The following is a 15,363-nucleotide window of genomic DNA, read 5'->3' as shown; positions in this document are numbered from 1 at the left end:
TGTGCAGGTTCAGATATCCTGCCCGGGTGTCAGTTCCGCCATCCGGTGCGCCAGTTCTTCAAAGCGGTTGGCTGTGATCTCATACTGCACAGCGTTAAGCAACTCATAAACCCGCTGCATGGGCGCCTCTTCCAGGGCCATAACATAGGCCTCGACCTCGGCATCGCTGAACTCCTGGTAAGTATAGGCCGAGGCGGCCAGGCTGGAAGCCTGCAGGCTGAGGCGCAGCTCGCCCTCCTGCGCCTTCATCAGGGCCCGCAAGCCGTCGGCGTCCAGCTCCAGTTTGATCACCCCGGCAGCGGCGGCGGCCATAAGGAAGCGGAACTGGATCTGCTGCAGCGCCTTTACACCTGCCCCTGCAGCATCAATTGCGGTTCCCATCCGCTGGTACATGGCGACACGTGCGCTGCCGTCCTTGACCATGTCCGAGATGATGCGGTTGCCTGCCAATTGCTTTACCGCGTCATCTTCGACCTTATGCGAGGCGTTTTCCGCCCGCACCAGGCGCTGCCCCAATTCGCTGGCATAAAAGGCCGCCGCATGATCCAGGGCTTCGTCGTCCAGCGTGCTTTCGAGGATCTCCAGCGCCAGGCCGCGCATTTCAGCGGTATCAAAGACGTCCCCCGACAATTCGGTCCATTGACTGCCAAAGGCGCCTGCATCCACCCCCAGCATCTCCGGTGCGCTGGAGGCGGACAAGGCAATGCTGTCGAGCGCGACGTCAAAACCGGTCACTTCCAGAAACGCCTCAACCCTCTCACGGTCTGCGGCCAGGCCGGCCTGCGGCACTCCAACGGCAGCCAAACACAGCAAAGTCAGGAAACGTAAAAGCACAGCGGGGGTTTTGAGCGGCATCTTCATAAAGCAAATTTAGGCAAAAACATTTGGCTGGCAACGGCAAACCGGCTTTTTTTGCCGCAGCCGCATTTCCTGCTTGCACGCACCCGGAATCAACCTTAAACGCTGCCCCACCAGACCCCCGCGGAGAGGTGCCGGAGTGGTCGAACGGGGCGGTCTCGAAAACCGTTGAGCCTTCACGGGTTCCCAGGGTTCGAATCCCTGTCTCTCCGCCACTATTACCCTGATATCCAAAGACAATTAGTGAGACCCCGGGCAGTAGTGCGGTTTGCATCTGTAACGGTAGATCCCGCCAAAGGTGCCATACTATGACCCCTTTGAAGTCTTCCGGCCATGCCAACTGCGCAGCTTTAAAGCGCCAGATTGGGCAGCTTTGGCCCTTTTGCACAGGCAGTCAGCAAACAAAAAAGGGGTTCTGCTATAGCATTGCTACCCGCTGAACAGGCCGCTTGCCCGGTGCTGATTGCAAAAGGCACCGGGTCAGGGACTTTCTTCAATTTCCAATCGCGTTAGCGCAGCCCGGCGGCAGCCTTCTGCATGGCGGTGATCAGGGCATCCCGTTTGGCTGAAAGCTCGGCTGGGGATTGACCCTGTGCTTCGTCCTGCACGCCCTTGATCAGGGTTTGCGCCACGTCTTCGTTCAGATGCACCTGCCCCAGATCGTCCCACCAGCCGTTGAACGTATCCGCGAAGTGATCGCAGAATGCTGCCAGGCCGCCCTCTCCGGCACCCAGGTTGAACAGCATGGTCGGCCCCATCGCCGCCCATCTCAGGCCCGGTCCGGCCCACATAGCCTTGTCGACGTCTTCAACCGAGGCGACGCCCTGCATCACAAGGCTGATCGCCTCGCGCCAGACTGCGGCTTGCAGGCGGTTGGCAACATGACCTGCGATTTCCTTGTTAACGCGGATGGTTGTTTTGCCGATGCTTTCATAGAAACGTTCAGCTGCCTCCACGATCCCATCCGCAGTCCTGTCATTGCCCATAACTTCGACCAGAGGGATAAGGTGCGGCGGATTGAAGGGGTGGCCCAGGATTATCCGTGACGGGTCTTTCCAGCCGCCCTGCATCTGCCCCAGAGTCAGGCCCGAGGCCGAGCTGGCTAGTATTGCATCCTTGTCCATTTCCTCTTCGATCTCACCAAACAGGGCATGTTTAACTGGCAGCCGTTCCGGAACGCTTTCCTGAATGAACGCGGCGCCCTGGACGGCTTCCGGTGCTGAAGCGTGGAAGGTGACCGCATCGGGATCGCCGTTTGCCGTCAATCCCAGTTCAGTTATGGCCGGCCAGGCTGTCTCAATGTAGCTGCGCACCTGTTTTTCGGCGGTTGGCGCGGGATCATATACGGCCACGGACCGTCCTGATGCCAGAAACAACGCGGTCCAGCTGGCGCCGATGACGCCGCCGCCAAGAGATGCGGTATGTGCAAATTCCATCAGAACAATCCTGGATTAAGTGGTGACGCAGCAGTCATGCCGCCGTCGACAGTAAAACATGCGCCGGTCACATAGGCAGACCGATCCGACGCCAGCAATGCAACCATGTTGGCAATGTCGGCCGGTTCCCCGAACCGCCCGACCGGATGGGGCGCCAGCGCATCGATCATGGCCTTGCCCGGATCGTTTGCCAAGGCAAAGCCATCTTTGGCCATTTCGGTGATGATCCAGCCGGGGCGGATAGCATTGCAGCGTACCTTTGGTCCATGGTCAACGGCGATTGAGCGGGTCAGCCCAGGCACGAAAGCCTTGGACGCATTGTAAAGAGCCATAGACGGGTCCGCGGCCATGCCCGGGATCGAGCCGATAATGATGAAATTGCCGCCATGTACCGCAATATCCAAGAGGGCCGCACGGCACAAGTTGAACACGCCTTTGCCATTGACGTTCATCACCAGGTTCCAATCGTCGTCGTCGCTGTCGGCCACGGTTTTTTCGACCTGAACAGCTGCATTGTTGACCAGCAGATCGACCCGCCCGAAAGCATTGTTTGCAGCTTTGATAAGGTATTGGGCCACAGCCACCAAACCGCATGGGTTTTGACCGTCGCGTTGTAGACATCATAGACGCTGTTGGGCGTGGTGCCCGCATCGGCCAAGTGACTGGAATAGATGCCATGGGTTGCCACCTTGTAGGTGTCCATGTCGACCAGATCGCAAAAGTCCTTATGCGCTGTCGGGCAATGGCAGCATTCCAGAAAACTGTCGACCGCGTTCTTCCAGTTGGACTTTATGTCATAAGTCAGCCGATGGGCAAAAGTGAGATCGGCAATATCCGGCGCCCCGAACGGCCGGACACTTTGCAGAAACACATATCTTTCTGCAGCGTTTGCCAGCGCATCGCCGTGTGCGCCTTGAGTAATGTGCGTTGCAAAATCCGCAACTGCCACGCCCCCGCATACATAGGCTGTTGATAAAACGAAAAAGGCCGGACACTTCTGCCCGGCCTTTTGTTCAGTCTGCCTGCGCGGATCAGGCGCGGCGGCGGCGGCCGCCGGCGCGGCCGCCGCGGCCACGGCCTTCTTCGCCTTCTTTGGCAGGCTCTTTGTTGAACTTGATCCAGTCGCCGCCATGCGGGTCGTTGTTGGTCAGGAAGTTGGCAGCGCGAATGGCCTCCATTTCCTTGCCTGCGCGCGGCTTGGTGGAGCCGAGACCGAACATCTGCACAAAGGCTTCGTCTTCCATGCCCTCGGGCAGGACGATGCCGGCGGCTTCAACTTCCGCCCTTTTCTCGGCGATCTTCTTCTGGGTGATGGGCAGCGCCACCGGGTTCATAATCGCCGAGGTCATGCCAGCACCCATTGCCATCGGCAGGAAGGCGTTGTTGATGCCATGACGGTTCGGCAGGCCAAAGGAGATGTTGGACGCGCCGCAGGTGGTGTTCACGCCCAGCTCTTCGCGCAGACGGCGGACCAGGGCAAACACCTGCAGGCCGGCAGTCGCCATTGCACCAACCGGCATCACCAGCGGGTCAACCACGATGTCATGGGCGGGGATGCCGAAATCGGCAGCGCGTTCAACGATCTTCTTGGCGACGGCGAAACGCACATCGGGGTCTTCCGAGATGCCGGTGTCGTCGTTGGAGATCGCCACAACCGGCACGTTGTACTTTTTGACCAGCGGCAGGATCTGCTCCAGGCGCTCTTCTTCGCCGGTGACCGAGTTCAGCAGCGGACGGCCTTCGCAGATTTCCAGACCGGCTTCCAGCGCACCCGGAACCGAAGAGTCGATGCAGAGCGGCACATCGACCAGTCCCTGTACCAGCTCGACGATCTTCTTCATCAGCGGCGGCTCGGTCTCGTTCGGGTTCGGGTTTGAGTTGTAAACCACGCCTGCGTTGATATCGAGCACGGTTGCACCGGCCAGAACCTGCGCCACGGCGTCTTTTTCAACGGTGGAGAAATCGCCGGCTTCCAGCTCGGCTGCCAGTTTTTTGCGGCCGGTGGGGTTGATGCGCTCACCGATGACACAGAACGGCTCGTCAAAGCCCAGGACCGCGGTTTTTGTTTTTGATTCTACGACTGTACGGGTCATTTTTGATCCTTAGGGTCTTAGGAGTTAACCGGCTTGGCGGAATCGCCGCCGTTGTTGATCGCCCAGGTGGCATTGGTCTTGATGCCGCCCAGCGGGAAGAAGTGGACCTTCTCGATTGCGAAATCGGGGTTGGCTGCCTTATGCGCTGCCAGACCGGCCAGAACCTCGCCCGGCTCATGCGGCAGCAGCAGCTTGGAGACGTCTTTGGCGCGTTTCTGCAGCACTTTAAGCGACGGGCCGACGCCGCAGGCGATTGCAAATTTGATCATGGTCTGCAGTTTGGCCGGGCCGGCGATGCCAATATGGACCGGCAGGTTCATGCCGCGTTCGCTCAGCTCGTTCACCCAGTCGATCACCGGCTGCGCCTCAAAGCAGAACTGGGTTGCCAGCGCCATATCGGCGTCGGTGCGCTTGGAGAATTCCTGTTTCCAATCCAGCGCCGCATAGGTGTTGGCACGGCCGCCCTTGGGGTCGATGTCCAGGTTCGGCTCGGGATGGCCCGCAACGTGCAGGTTGGTAAAGCCCGCATCATCGAACAGCCCGGTTTCCAAGAGCTGCATCGAGCTGTCGAAGTCACCATGCGGCTTGGCAACGCCGCCCGCCAGGATCAGGCCCTGCTTGACGCCGGCTTCGCCCTGGTAGCGGTTGATCCAGTCACCCAGGGTGGCCTTGTCCTTAATGATACGCGCCGGGAAATGCGGCATCACATCATAGCCTTCACCTGCAATGCGCTTGGCAGTGTCGACCATATCCTCAATCGGGGTGCCTTCGATATGCGCGACATAGACACGGGTGCCGGCGGGCAGCAGATCGCGGAAATCATCGACCTTGGCGGCAGTGCGCGGCATCACTTCGATGGAATAGCCTTTCAGGAAGGCTTCCATTTCGGGGGTGGCAGACTGGCCAGCGCCAGAATCGCGTTTCTTAAAGTTCAGCAAAGCCATCACGGCCTCCCATAGTGGTGTCAGGCTCACGCCCATCCGTCGTTTGCAATCAGGGTCTTCAGGCGGTCCTGATCGTATTCCGTTTCCAGTCGGGTTGCCTCAGCTTCGGCAACATCGGCCGCTTCGCCTTCGGCGGCATAAGGCGCGGCCTTGCGCCACTCGGCAAGATAGGCATCCGCGTCTTTGGCGTTCACCTTCATAGCCGCGCGGTCGATGGCCTGCTCGAACCGTTCTTCGAGCTGGCGTTTGGCGCCGCGGCGGCCTTTGCCAACGATGACCTGCGCAGGGATATCGCGCCAGTATACGATCGTAACGTCGGGCATGCCTATTTTCCTCCTAGCCTGGATAGACCACGTTCTAGAGCGGCGGCCGCCCGCACGTTGGTCGATTTTCGACAACACGATGGGATTGAGCGACGTTTTGCTGCCGGGACACTAGCTTTGTGCCGTTTCGAATGCCACAGGGGTTTGCCGCCAAAATATTCATGTGGATTATGAGATTTCCTCGAAGCTGCGGAAATTGCTTCGCTTCTGCCAGCAGGCGCTTGCGCCGCTGCACCGGCGCCCCTATTGTTGTCGTTAACACGATAATCGGAGGGCGTGAATCATGGCGCCCAGGCGCTCGAAAGGTGCGGGCGCGTTTCCCAAGGCGGTCGAAACCCCTGCACCGGCCCGGCCCGATCCTGATGCGCTTTATGCTGCGCTGGATCTGGGTACAAATAGCTGCCGCATGCTGATCGCCCAGCCCAAGGGCAGCGGCATTCATGTGGTCGACAGTTTCTCCAAGTCGGTGCAGCTCGGCGCCGGGCTGGAGCGGACCGGACGGTTGTCGCGGTCCTCGATGGCGCGCACCATTCAGGCGCTGCGGATCTGCCAGCAGAAACTGAAACGCAACAGGGTCCGGCGGATGCGGCTGGTGGCAACCGAGGCCTGCCGCCGGGCAAAGAACGCGCGCGAGTTTATCCGCCAGGTGAAGCGGGAAACCGGTCTGACGCTGGAAATCATCCAGCCGGAAGAGGAAGCACGTCTGGCGGTGATTTCCTGCGCGCCGCTGGTTTCCACCAAAACGGATCAGTTGCTGGTGGTCGATATCGGCGGCGGCTCGACCGAACTGGTGTGGATCGACATCTCTTCAGTGCCGCGGCGCGACCGCCCCTCTGCGATCATGCGGCTGCATAACGGGTTCCATACCACCGAAAGCCCGTTTCCCGCGGCCAAGGTGGTGGATTGGATTTCCGTGCCGCTGGGGGTTGCCACATTGCGGGACCAGTTCAACGATGTCGAAGACGATGCCGCACGTTTTGCGCTGATGAGCTGGTTTTTTGAGGAAAACCTCGCTGATTTTGCGCCCTATAAGGATGAGCAGACCCGGATCGGCTTTCAGATTGTCGGCACCTCGGGCACTGTCACGACGGTTGCAGCGTCGCATTTGGGGCTGAAGCGGTATGACCGGACCAAGGTGGACGGGCTGCGGATGACCAGCGATCAGATTGACAAGGTGATCCGGGGGTATCTAGAACTCGGGCCTCTGGGCCGCCGCCGCGATCCCCGCATCGGCGAGGACCGCCAGGCGCTGATCATGTCCGGGTCTGCAATCCTGCAGGCATTGCTGCGCTGCTGGCCGACCGACCGGCTGTCGGTTGCGGACCGCGGCCTGCGCGAAGGGCTGCTTTATGCACAGATGAGCGCGGATGGCGTTCTGGAGGACGGCCCCTACTAGGCGGGGCCGGAAAAATTGGATATTTCCGGGCCGGGTTTTTTGCAAAATTCCGCGCACCGGTGCAAATGGTGACGATGATGGCAAAGACGCCGACAGGTAAGAACACATCCGGACGCGGTCAGCGCGATCTGAAGGTCAAGGTGAAATCCGCGCGCGGACGCAAGCTCAGCTCGACGCTTTGGCTGCAGCGGCAATTGAATGACCCCTATGTCAAACGGGCGCAGGCCGAAGGCTATCGCGGGCGCGCAGCCTATAAGATCATGGAAGTGGACGACAAATACCGCTTTCTGGTGCCTGGTGCCCGGATCGTCGATCTGGGCTGTGCGCCCGGCGGCTGGGCGCAGGTGGCGGTGAAGCGCATCAATGCTTTGGGCGAAAAACAGGGCAAGTCGGTGGGCCGCATTATCGGCGTGGACCTGCAGGAAGTTGAATCGCTGGCTGGTGCCGAGTTCCATCAGCTCGATTTTATGGAGGACGGCGCCGACGACAAGGTCAAGGAATGGCTGGGCGGCAAGGCTGACGTGGTGATGTCGGATATGGCCGCCGCCAGTTCCGGCCACAAGCAGACGGACCATATGCGGATCATCTCGCTGTGTGAAACCGCCGCTTATTTTGCCTTTGACGTTCTGGAGGAAGGCGGCACCTTTGTGGCCAAGGTTCTGGCAGGTGGCGCCGAAGGCGAGTTGCAGAAGCTGTTGAAGCAGAAGTTCACCAAAGTGGCAAACATGAAGCCGCCCTCCTCACGGTCGGACAGCTCCGAGAAATTTGTGGTGGCAACCGGGTTCCGGGGCTGAGGTCCCGTCAGACCCGGCGGCTGTGCGGTGCGGTCAGCGACCGCGTTGCCAGATCGCGCAGCAGGATAGCGTCATCACCCTCACCATCGGCCAGCCGGGACACCCGCAGTTTACGGCTGACATGGCCGGCCATTTCACGCTGGCGCATCAGTTCAAACAGGCGCATGTGGCGCAGTTTGTTTTGCAGTTTTGTCATGATGGCCCCTTCTGGATCCGCTTCTTCCTGAAGATCTAAACGGTGATTGGGCCGCTAGATGGGCTCAAATGGGGCAGGACTGCCTTATTGTTGAAGAAACGGAAACAGTTGCAGAAAACCCGCAGTTTTCATGACCGGCCCATCCCGTTGGCGATCTCGATCAGCGCACCGTTGAATTCGGCCCCCAGGATCAGGATAGCTGAATTCAGATAGAGGAAGATCATTGCGGCCATGGCGCCCGCAAGCCCCGCGTATGTGGCCGAGTATTGCGCGAAAGAGCCGACGTAAAACGCAAAACCGCTGCCGCAGGCCAGCCACAGCAGAAGGGTTAGAATCGCGCCCGGAAGGATCCGCCGCAAGCGATGCACGCGGCCAGGCAGCAGCACATGAAACGCCAGCACCGCGCCAGTGGGAAGAGCCAGCGCCAGAACGCCCCTCAACCCCTTTTCCCAGCCTTTTGGAATGCTCTCGAAGGGCAGCAATTGGGCGATGTGCCTGACATAGAGCGGCAGTATCACCTCAAACACGGTGACGGCCAGAATACCCGCCCCGCCCAGAACGACCAGCCCGATGCACAGCGCTCTCGACCGCCAAAACGGTCTTGTATCCGTATCATGATAAGCCTGCACCATGGCGGTGCGGACGGCATCGACGCCATTCGACGCAAAATAAAGCGCAAACAGGCCGCCCAGGGTGACAAGCTGGGTATTTGATGTCTGCAGCACCGCTTTCAGTTCGGTCAGGATCGGCCGTGCCACCGCATCCGGCCAAACGCTGAACACCTGTTCCGTCATGGTTTCCATAGCGACGTCCTGCGACAGCAAACCGGCAACGGTCCCCGCCAGCGCCACTGTAAACAGAACAAACGGAAACAGCGCCAGCATCATCGACATGGCTATATGGCTGCTCATCACCCAGCCGTTTTTCCGGTTGAAGCGGCGGGCGGCGTCTAGCAAGGCTGCAGGCCAGCAGCGTAATGGCGGCAGGATTGGCATAGGCGTAAGGTTCCACAACCATTAGGGAATTGCCAGCGGCAAAGAACAAACGCCCTGATTTCCTCTTGCCGCAGCCCGGCCCGGTGTAGCAGGCACCGCTTTTCAGTACTAATTTGAAATCAAGCCGCTATCTTAGGATCTTCAGATGTTTTGGATTGTTCTTAGCACCACGGCTATTGCCGCAACCTGGGCCGCTGCCGGGTTTGCAGCCCTTCGCGCAGCCCGCACCGCGCGCACACCGCAAGGGGCCATTGGCTGGACCGTCTTCCTGCTGGCTGCGCCGATAGCCGCCCTGCCCGCCTACATGGTTTTTGGCCACCACCGGTTCAAAGGCTACTGGAAGGCACGCCGCGCCGCGGAACAGGCTGTTGTTGCTAAACGGATCTATACCAGCGTCCAATCCGAGGCGGCGCGGAAGCTGCCGGTAAACACAGCGCCCTTTGAATCCATTGCAGGCTTGAACGTCTGCCACGGGAACGGATTGGAGTTGCTGGTCAATGGCAAGAATACATTCAACGCCATCTTTGAAGAGATTGATAAGGCGCAGGAATATGTCCTTGTGCAATACTACATTATGCGTGCGGACACAGTAGGCAGGCAGCTTCAGGCCAAGCTGATACTTGCCGCAGAACGCGGCGTAACTATTTGGTTCATGACAGACAGTATCGGCAGCCGGAAGCTGCCCCGCAGCTATGCCCGCGCGCTGGAGCAGGCCGGTGTGAACATGATTGATCCCGCAGTTCAACGGCCGCCTTGGCACCGGCTGCGCATCAATTTCCGTAACCACCGTAAAACCGTTATTGTGGATGGGCGGACCGGCTTTACCGGCGGGCTGAATGCCGGCGAGGAATACATGGGGCTGGACCCTGTTATGGGGCCATGGCGGGATACCCATGCGCGGCTCACCGGACCGGTTGTTCAGCAGCTGCAGCTTTCCTTTGCGGAGGATTGGCACTGGCACACGCAAGAGCCGGTCCTGGACCTGTTGAATTGGGACGCTGAACACTCAGCGCAAAACCGGCCCGCCCTGATCGTCTCGACCGGCCCCGGCGATAGCATCGGCAACGGGTCCATGCTGTTTTTCTCCGCAATCACTGCAGCACGGGAAAAAGTTTGGCTGGCCTCCCCGTATCTGGTCCCAGACCAGGAGGTGCTTGCAGCCTTGAAACATGCCGCGTTGCGCGGGCTGGATGTCCGGATCCTTTTGCCGGAATCCATTGACCACCACCTGCCTTGGCTTGCGGGCTTTGCATTTTTTGATGAGCTGCGGGAAGCTGGCGTTCATATCCTGCGCTACCGGGGCGGTTTCATGCATCAGAAATGTTTTGTTATCGATGACAGGATTTCCGGTGTGGGCACGGCGAACCTCGACTACCGGTCCTTCCGGCTGAATTTTGAAACCATGGCCTTGTTTTTCGATCCGCGGTCCGCGCGCGAAATCTCTGAAATGCTGGCCAGGGATTTCCAGAGTTCTACGGCGCTTACACAGCCGCTGGACCGGCAGGCATTGCGCATTCGTTTGCTGGCACCGGTGGCACGGCTGCTGGCGCCTGTGCTTTAATCCCTTGCCCTATGTGTTTCTCCGTTCAAGGAAAACAGCCGCCCCATTGCGCTGACAAGAAAGGCCGTGCTGATCCCAAACCCGAATAATCCAGTGACTGCAGCAAAGGCGGCAAAAATCCGCAACGCCGGCCCCAGTACAACATCGCCGTAGCCAAGCGTGGTATAGGTCGCCAGAGAGAAATAAACAGATGTGTTCCAGTCGCCGATCGCACCGACCAGAACAAAAGCGGCGGACCAGATCCAGATCTGAGCCGTATGGCTGCCCAGAATAATGAAAATCGCCACCACCAGCATTATGCCGATCTGCCAAGGCCTGAAAGGTTTGGGAAAGCCCGCCGACAGTTTGTTCAACACGGCGGAACACAATACCAAAACAGAGATTTCGAGGATCAGGCAGACACTCAGATAGACTGAGCCCCACAGCAACTGGTTCCATAGCGTCATCTTGGCTCTCCTGTCGGTGCGAAGCTGTGTTGGGACTTTTCAGCACCTTAGAATGGTACTCCGCAACGCTTAACCATAAGAAAGCCGGATGGGCCAGCCTTTGTGCCGCACTGGACTTCTTCCTGGCAGAGGTATTGAGTGCCGTTGCAGGCATTAAAGACCAAAGCGCAGGAGGGTGCCGCGGAATGGTTTTGAAGATCCGCAATGTAACCAAAACCTATCCGGGACAGACGCCGGAAAACGCTGTCTTGCGCGGGGTGTCTTTGGATTTGGCGGCTGGCAGCAGCCTGGCGCTGACGGGCGACAGCGGCTCTGGTAAAAGCACATTGCTGCATTTGGCCGGGGCATTGGACCGTTTTGACAGCGGCGAAATTGAAATTGCGGGCACTCCGCTTTCAAACCTTAAAGACCGGCAGCGCGCGGCGTTGCGGAGAAGAGATGTTTCTCTTGTTTTCCAGCAGTTTAATTTAATACCTTCACTCAGCATTTGGCAGAACATCGCGCTGCACGCGCGGTTGGGAAACCGGTGGGATCCTGATTGGGGGCAAGTGCTGGCGGACCGTCTTGGCCTGGCCGGTTTTCTCGATCGCTACCCGGAGCAGCTCTCAGGCGGGCAGCAACAGCGGGTTGCCATTGGCCGTGCCCTGGCCTTGCGGCCCAAATTGCTGCTGGCGGACGAGCCGACCGGGAACCTGGATGAAACCGCCAGCGCGGCGGTGATGGACCTTATGCTGGAACTGGTCCGGGAAAGCGGCGCGGCCCTGTTTCTGGTCACCCATTCCGCCGCCATTGCCAGGATGCTGGACCAACGCCTGCATTTGCAGCTTGGCCAGGCCGCATGATCCGCACCGCGCTGAGTGCCATCCTGTCGCACTGGCGGCGGCATCCCCTGCAACTGGCAACGCTGATGGCCGGGCTGGCCCTGGCAACGGGGCTTTGGTCTGCAGTTCAGGCAATCAACGGCGAAGCCCGCGCCAGTTACGCACGCGCCGCCGAGCAGCTTGGTACAACAGCTGCGGACCGGCTGGCGCCGGAAGACGGTGCAATCGCGCTGCAGCAATACGCCAGCTTGCGCCGGTCGGGATGGCAGTTGACGCCTGTTCTGGAAGGAACTGTCAGGTTCAAGCGGCAAAGCTTTGATATCATGGGCATTGATCTGCTAACCCATCCGCTGGTTCCGGCCCTGGCCGAGGCGGCGGAGCAGGACAGCGCACCTGCATTGGATGCGCTTTTGCCGCCGGGCCGGTTTTTTGCACACCCGGAAACCGCGCAGGTGCTTTCTGCCGCGCAAAGTGAGTACCCGGTCACCCAAACGGACAGGCTGCCGCGCGGCGTGCTGATTGCAGACATCAGTTTGGCCAGCCGGCTGCTGCGCCAGCCGGACAGCCTCAGCTACCTGATCATTCTGCCGGATCAAATTCACGGCCTGACACCCCTGCAGCAGCTTGCCCCGGGCCTGACCCGCATTCCTGCCCGGAATGCAGCGGCAGATACAGCACGGCTTACCGACAGTTTCCACCTCAACCTGACAGCCTTTGGTTTGTTGTCCTTTGCTGTCGGGCTGTTCATTGTTCAAGGGACCATCGGTCTCAGCCTGGAGCAGCGCCGCAGTATGATCCGGACCTTGCGCGGTCTGGGTGTTCCGATGCGGGTACTGGTTGCCCTGTTCGCAGCAGAGCTTGCGGTTGTCGCGCTGATTTCCGGGATTGCGGGGCTGGCCGGAGGCTATCTGGTGGCGGCGGCACTGCTGCCGGATGTTCAGGCCACGCTGTCCGGGCTCTACGGCGCCTCGGTGGACGGCGCCCTCAGCTTGCGTCTTGAGTGGGTTTTGTCCGGGCTGGCAATGGCCTGCGGCGGTACGTTCCTGGCCGGGGCTCAGGCGCTTTACGCCTTATGGCGGATGCCCCTGCTGGCCGCACCCGCAACCCAGGCCCGCGGGCAGCAGGCAAGCAAGTCGCACCTGGCGGCGGCGATCGCAGGTGCCGTCTGTTTGCTTGCAGGCCTTCTGGTCATCCTAATCTTTCAAGGACTTATTGCAGGGTTTGTCTTTCTGTCCGGGCTTATGCTGGGGGCTGCACTGATGCTGCCGCTGCTGATCTCATCCGGCCTGCGGATCGGGGCGCGGCTGTGCACACGTCCATTTGCAGAATGGCTTTGGGCCGACACCAGGGCGCAATTGCCGGGGATGTCGCTTGCCCTGATGGCGCTGCTTTTGGCGTTGGCGACGAATATCGGCGTCGGAACAATGGTTTCCAGCTTCAGGCTCACCTTTGTCGGCTGGCTGGACCAACGCCTGTCGGCTGAAGTTTACGTGACCACGACAAGCGATGAACAGGGAGAGAGGCTAACGCAATGGCTGGAAGATCGCGGCATAACCGTGCTGCCGATCCGGCGCAGTGACATCCGCTACAAAGGGGCGCCGCTGCGGATATACGGCATTGCGGATGATGAGACGTACCGGCAGAATTGGCCGCTGCTGGAGGCGCTGCCGGAGGTCTGGGACCACGTCGCCGCTGGAGAAGCCCTGTTGGTCAATGAACAATTTGCCCGCCGTCATGACCTTAGCCCCGGGCGTTCTTTGGCATTGGCCCCGGATTGGGAGCTGACAATTGCCGGAATCTACTCCGACTATGGCAATCCGAATGGTCAGGTGATCACCTCGCTGGCTGCACTGCTGGCCCGCGCAGCGGATATTCCAAACCGGCAATTCGGGCTGCGGCTGCCTGCTGAAGATGTGCCGGAAATCATCAGCTCCATTCGTGAAGCATTTGAAATGCCGCGGGAAAACATCGTTGACCAGGCGGGCATCAAGGCCCGCTCTCTGGGCGTCTTTGACCGGACCTTTACCATCACTTCCGCGTTGAACCTGCTGACGCTGGGAGTGGCCGGATTTGCCATGCTGACCAGCCTTCTTACCCTATGGAGCCAGCGATTGCCGCAGCTTGCCCCGGTTTGGGCGATGGGTCTTAGCCGCCGCCAGCTGGCCGGTGCCGAAATCCTGCGCAGCCTGCTGCTGGCCGCGATCACCGCGCTTCTGGCCCTGCCGCTGGGGCTTGTTCTGGCCTGGGCGCTGCTTTCCGTCATTAATGTTGAAGCCTTTGGCTGGAAGCTGCCGATGCATTTGTTTCCAGCGGACTGGCTGCGGCTTATCCTGCTGGCCTTGCTGGCTGCGGTGGTGGCAGCCGCCCTGCCCGCGCGCCGTCTCAGCCGTCTGGATCCTGCGGAACTGCTCAAGGTGTTTGCCAATGAACGTTAGATCCATATTCCCGTTCCTCCTGGCTGGCTGCGCCACTGCAGCCCTGCCGCAGGGTTATGCCGGGCTTGGTACTGAGGCCGAAGGGTTTGCGGTGCCAGAGCTTGGCCGCCAGCTGTCTTTTCCTCAGGATCACGGCGCCCATCCGGATTTCCGCATTGAGTGGTGGTACTTAACCGCCAATCTGACAGACGCCGGCGGCCAGGACTACGGCATTCAGTGGACGCTGTTCCGCTCCGCCTTGGCACCGGGAGAGGCTGAGGGCTGGCAAAGCCCGCAAATCTGGTTGGCCCATGCGGCCGTGACAGCGCCGGACCAGCACCTGTTCGCTGAACGCATTGCCCGCGGCGGTGTGGGCCAGGCTGGGGTATCGGCTGACCCATTTGACGCCTGGATCGGGGATTGGCAGATGCGTTCCACGGGAGAGGCATTTGAAAAGATGGAGATAAAGGCGTCAGATCATGAGTTTTCCTATGACTTGCGGCTCACCGCTGAGGGTCCGCTGGTGCTGCATGGAGAGGACGGGTATTCCGAGAAATCCGAGAGCGGCCAAGCGAGCTATTACTATTCCCAACCATTCTACAAGGTGTCCGGAACGCTGGACCTGTCCGGCGGGCCGGTTGACGTCACTGGCCATGGCTGGCTGGACCGGGAATGGTCAAGCCAGCCGCTGGCAGAGGATCAAAGCGGCTGGGACTGGTTCTCGCTCAGCTTTGACAGCGGAGACAAGCTGATGGGGTTTGTACTGCGCGGCACAAGCGGTGATTTCACGTCAGGCACCTGGATAACGGCGGATGGCAAAGCCGAGCCGTTGGCGCCTGGTGCTTTTCAGGCTGAGGCGCTGGCTGTCAGCGATGTGCAGGGCCGGAAAATCCCTACGCGCTGGCGTGCAAGCCTGCCGGAAAAGGGTGTTTCCGTTGAGGTTCAGGCACTTAACCCACAAAGCTGGATGGGAACCTCATTTTCATACTGGGAAGGGCCGGTGTCGGTCAGCGGCAGCCATTCCGGCAAAGGCTACCTGGAGATGACCGGCTATGAATAAGGGCGCCCGAAGGCGCCCCTGTTTAC

At 59.9% G+C, this 15,363-nt stretch carries 16 protein-coding genes and 1 tRNA gene; 7 read left to right on the top strand and 10 right to left on the bottom strand.

What is annotated here, in order from left to right; translation table 11 throughout:
• Positions 1-9: 9 nt before the first annotated feature.
• Positions 10-861, bottom strand: a complete 852-nt coding sequence (locus ETW23_RS09795) for a DUF2059 domain-containing protein (RefSeq protein WP_134829884.1) — start codon at positions 859-861, stop codon at positions 10-12.
• A gap of 122 nt (positions 862-983) precedes the next feature.
• Here ETW23_RS09795 and ETW23_RS09790 point away from each other — a divergent pair.
• A tRNA-Ser gene (locus tag ETW23_RS09790) sits at positions 984-1,073 on the top strand.
• A 294-nt stretch (positions 1,074-1,367) separates the two neighbouring features.
• On the opposite strand, the gene ETW23_RS09785 is transcribed toward ETW23_RS09790, so the two are convergent.
• Genes ETW23_RS09785 through ETW23_RS09760 form a run of 6 tightly spaced genes read right to left on the bottom strand, consistent with a single transcriptional unit; the run spans position 1,368 to position 5,654 of the window.
• The gene (locus ETW23_RS09785) at positions 1,368-2,294 is read right to left on the bottom strand and encodes a 3-hydroxyacyl-CoA dehydrogenase NAD-binding domain-containing protein (protein WP_134829883.1); all 927 of its coding nucleotides are present in this window, start codon (positions 2,292-2,294) and stop codon (positions 1,368-1,370) included.
• The gene (locus tag ETW23_RS09780; protein WP_247676687.1) at positions 2,294-2,818 is read right to left on the bottom strand and encodes an SDR family NAD(P)-dependent oxidoreductase; all 525 of its coding nucleotides are present in this window, start codon (positions 2,816-2,818) and stop codon (positions 2,294-2,296) included. Before ETW23_RS09780 ends, ETW23_RS09785 begins: the two co-directional genes overlap by 1 nt.
• Positions 2,746-3,369 carry an SRPBCC family protein gene (locus ETW23_RS25880; protein ID WP_254695184.1) on the bottom strand — a complete coding sequence of 208 codons (624 nt, stop codon included), beginning with the start codon at positions 3,367-3,369 and terminating at the stop codon, positions 2,746-2,748. The genes ETW23_RS09780 and ETW23_RS25880 overlap by 73 nt, the downstream gene beginning before the upstream one ends.
• Positions 3,326-4,387 (bottom strand): methyltetrahydrofolate cobalamin methyltransferase, encoded by a 1,062-nt coding sequence (locus ETW23_RS09770; RefSeq protein WP_129370912.1) that lies wholly within the window; start codon positions 4,385-4,387, stop codon positions 3,326-3,328. The genes ETW23_RS25880 and ETW23_RS09770 overlap by 44 nt, the downstream gene beginning before the upstream one ends.
• A 17-nt stretch (positions 4,388-4,404) precedes the next feature.
• The gene (locus tag ETW23_RS09765; protein WP_129372892.1) at positions 4,405-5,331 is read right to left on the bottom strand and encodes a methylenetetrahydrofolate reductase; all 927 of its coding nucleotides are present in this window, start codon (positions 5,329-5,331) and stop codon (positions 4,405-4,407) included.
• A 26-nt stretch (positions 5,332-5,357) separates the two neighbouring features.
• Positions 5,358-5,654 (bottom strand): virulence factor, encoded by a 297-nt coding sequence (locus ETW23_RS09760; RefSeq protein ID WP_027258981.1) that lies wholly within the window; start codon positions 5,652-5,654, stop codon positions 5,358-5,360.
• A gap of 283 nt (positions 5,655-5,937) precedes the next feature.
• Here ETW23_RS09760 and ETW23_RS09755 point away from each other — a divergent pair, with 283 nt between their 5' ends.
• Positions 5,938-7,050 carry a Ppx/GppA phosphatase family protein gene (locus tag ETW23_RS09755; RefSeq protein WP_129370911.1) on the top strand — a complete coding sequence of 371 codons (1,113 nt, stop codon included), beginning with the start codon at positions 5,938-5,940 and terminating at the stop codon, positions 7,048-7,050.
• 77 nt (positions 7,051-7,127) lie between these two features.
• Entirely contained in the window at positions 7,128-7,844 is a 717-nt protein-coding gene (locus tag ETW23_RS09750; protein WP_129372891.1) for an RlmE family RNA methyltransferase, read from the top strand.
• A gap of 7 nt (positions 7,845-7,851) precedes the next feature.
• Here ETW23_RS09750 and ETW23_RS09745 read toward each other — a convergent pair whose 3' ends face one another.
• Positions 7,852-8,040 (bottom strand): hypothetical protein, encoded by a 189-nt coding sequence (locus ETW23_RS09745; protein ID WP_129370910.1) that lies wholly within the window; start codon positions 8,038-8,040, stop codon positions 7,852-7,854.
• A 128-nt stretch (positions 8,041-8,168) separates the two neighbouring features.
• Positions 8,169-9,035: a YihY/virulence factor BrkB family protein gene (locus ETW23_RS09740; RefSeq protein WP_134829881.1), complete on the bottom strand. Its 867-nt coding sequence runs from the start codon at positions 9,033-9,035 to the stop codon at positions 8,169-8,171.
• Between the two features lie 145 nt (positions 9,036-9,180).
• Between ETW23_RS09740 and cls the strand changes: the two genes are divergently transcribed.
• On the top strand, positions 9,181-10,596 hold the full coding sequence (cls, locus tag ETW23_RS09735) for a cardiolipin synthase (protein ID WP_134829880.1): 1,416 nt from the start codon (positions 9,181-9,183) through the stop codon (positions 10,594-10,596).
• Here the strand turns inward: cls and ETW23_RS09730 are convergent.
• Complete coding sequence (locus ETW23_RS09730) at positions 10,593-11,042, bottom strand: potassium channel family protein (RefSeq protein ID WP_134829879.1); 450 nt, start codon at positions 11,040-11,042, stop codon at positions 10,593-10,595. The two genes, cls and ETW23_RS09730, sit on opposite strands and share 4 nt — an antisense overlap.
• Before the next feature lie 185 nt (positions 11,043-11,227).
• Between ETW23_RS09730 and ETW23_RS09725 the strand changes: the two genes are divergently transcribed.
• From ETW23_RS09725 to ETW23_RS09715, 3 genes are read left to right on the top strand one after another with little or no spacing between them, the layout of a single operon-like run.
• Positions 11,228-11,884, top strand: a complete 657-nt coding sequence (locus tag ETW23_RS09725; protein WP_134829878.1) for an ABC transporter ATP-binding protein — start codon at positions 11,228-11,230, stop codon at positions 11,882-11,884.
• Complete coding sequence (locus ETW23_RS09720; protein WP_134829877.1) at positions 11,881-14,298, top strand: ABC transporter permease; 2,418 nt, start codon at positions 11,881-11,883, stop codon at positions 14,296-14,298. Before ETW23_RS09725 ends, ETW23_RS09720 begins: the two co-directional genes overlap by 4 nt.
• On the top strand, positions 14,288-15,337 hold the full coding sequence (locus ETW23_RS09715) for a lipocalin-like domain-containing protein (RefSeq protein ID WP_134829876.1): 1,050 nt from the start codon (positions 14,288-14,290) through the stop codon (positions 15,335-15,337). Before ETW23_RS09720 ends, ETW23_RS09715 begins: the two co-directional genes overlap by 11 nt.
• The last annotated feature ends 26 nt before the right edge of the window (positions 15,338-15,363 follow it).

It is taken from the genome of Leisingera sp. NJS201, assembly GCF_004535885.1.
In the GTDB taxonomy this organism is placed as follows: Bacteria; Pseudomonadota; Alphaproteobacteria; order Rhodobacterales; family Rhodobacteraceae; genus Leisingera.
This window is presented reverse-complemented; position numbering and strand designations above follow the sequence as displayed.

Bases quoted from the DNA above. Each gene is read 5' to 3' on its own strand.
- ETW23_RS09725 (WP_134829878.1), top strand. From the start codon at position 11,228: ATGGTTTTGAAGATCCGCAATGTAACCAAAACCTATCCGGGACAGACG.
- ETW23_RS09765 (WP_129372892.1), bottom strand. From the start codon at position 5,331: ATGGCTTTGCTGAACTTTAAGAAACGCGATTCTGGCGCTGGCCAGTCT.
- ETW23_RS09760 (WP_027258981.1), bottom strand. From the start codon at position 5,654: ATGCCCGACGTTACGATCGTATACTGGCGCGATATCCCTGCGCAGGTC.
- cls (WP_134829880.1), top strand. From the start codon at position 9,181: ATGTTTTGGATTGTTCTTAGCACCACGGCTATTGCCGCAACCTGGGCC.
- ETW23_RS09755 (WP_129370911.1), top strand. From the start codon at position 5,938: ATGGCGCCCAGGCGCTCGAAAGGTGCGGGCGCGTTTCCCAAGGCGGTC.
- ETW23_RS09730 (WP_134829879.1), bottom strand. From the start codon at position 11,042: ATGACGCTATGGAACCAGTTGCTGTGGGGCTCAGTCTATCTGAGTGTC.
- ETW23_RS09795 (WP_134829884.1), bottom strand. From the start codon at position 861: ATGAAGATGCCGCTCAAAACCCCCGCTGTGCTTTTACGTTTCCTGACT.
- ETW23_RS09720 (WP_134829877.1), top strand. From the start codon at position 11,881: ATGATCCGCACCGCGCTGAGTGCCATCCTGTCGCACTGGCGGCGGCAT.
- ETW23_RS09745 (WP_129370910.1), bottom strand. From the start codon at position 8,040: ATGACAAAACTGCAAAACAAACTGCGCCACATGCGCCTGTTTGAACTG.
- ETW23_RS09740 (WP_134829881.1), bottom strand. From the start codon at position 9,035: ATGCCAATCCTGCCGCCATTACGCTGCTGGCCTGCAGCCTTGCTAGAC.
- ETW23_RS09715 (WP_134829876.1), top strand. From the start codon at position 14,288: ATGAACGTTAGATCCATATTCCCGTTCCTCCTGGCTGGCTGCGCCACT.
- ETW23_RS09785 (WP_134829883.1), bottom strand. From the start codon at position 2,294: ATGGAATTTGCACATACCGCATCTCTTGGCGGCGGCGTCATCGGCGCC.
- ETW23_RS09750 (WP_129372891.1), top strand. From the start codon at position 7,128: ATGGCAAAGACGCCGACAGGTAAGAACACATCCGGACGCGGTCAGCGC.
- ETW23_RS09770 (WP_129370912.1), bottom strand. From the start codon at position 4,387: ATGACCCGTACAGTCGTAGAATCAAAAACAAAAACCGCGGTCCTGGGC.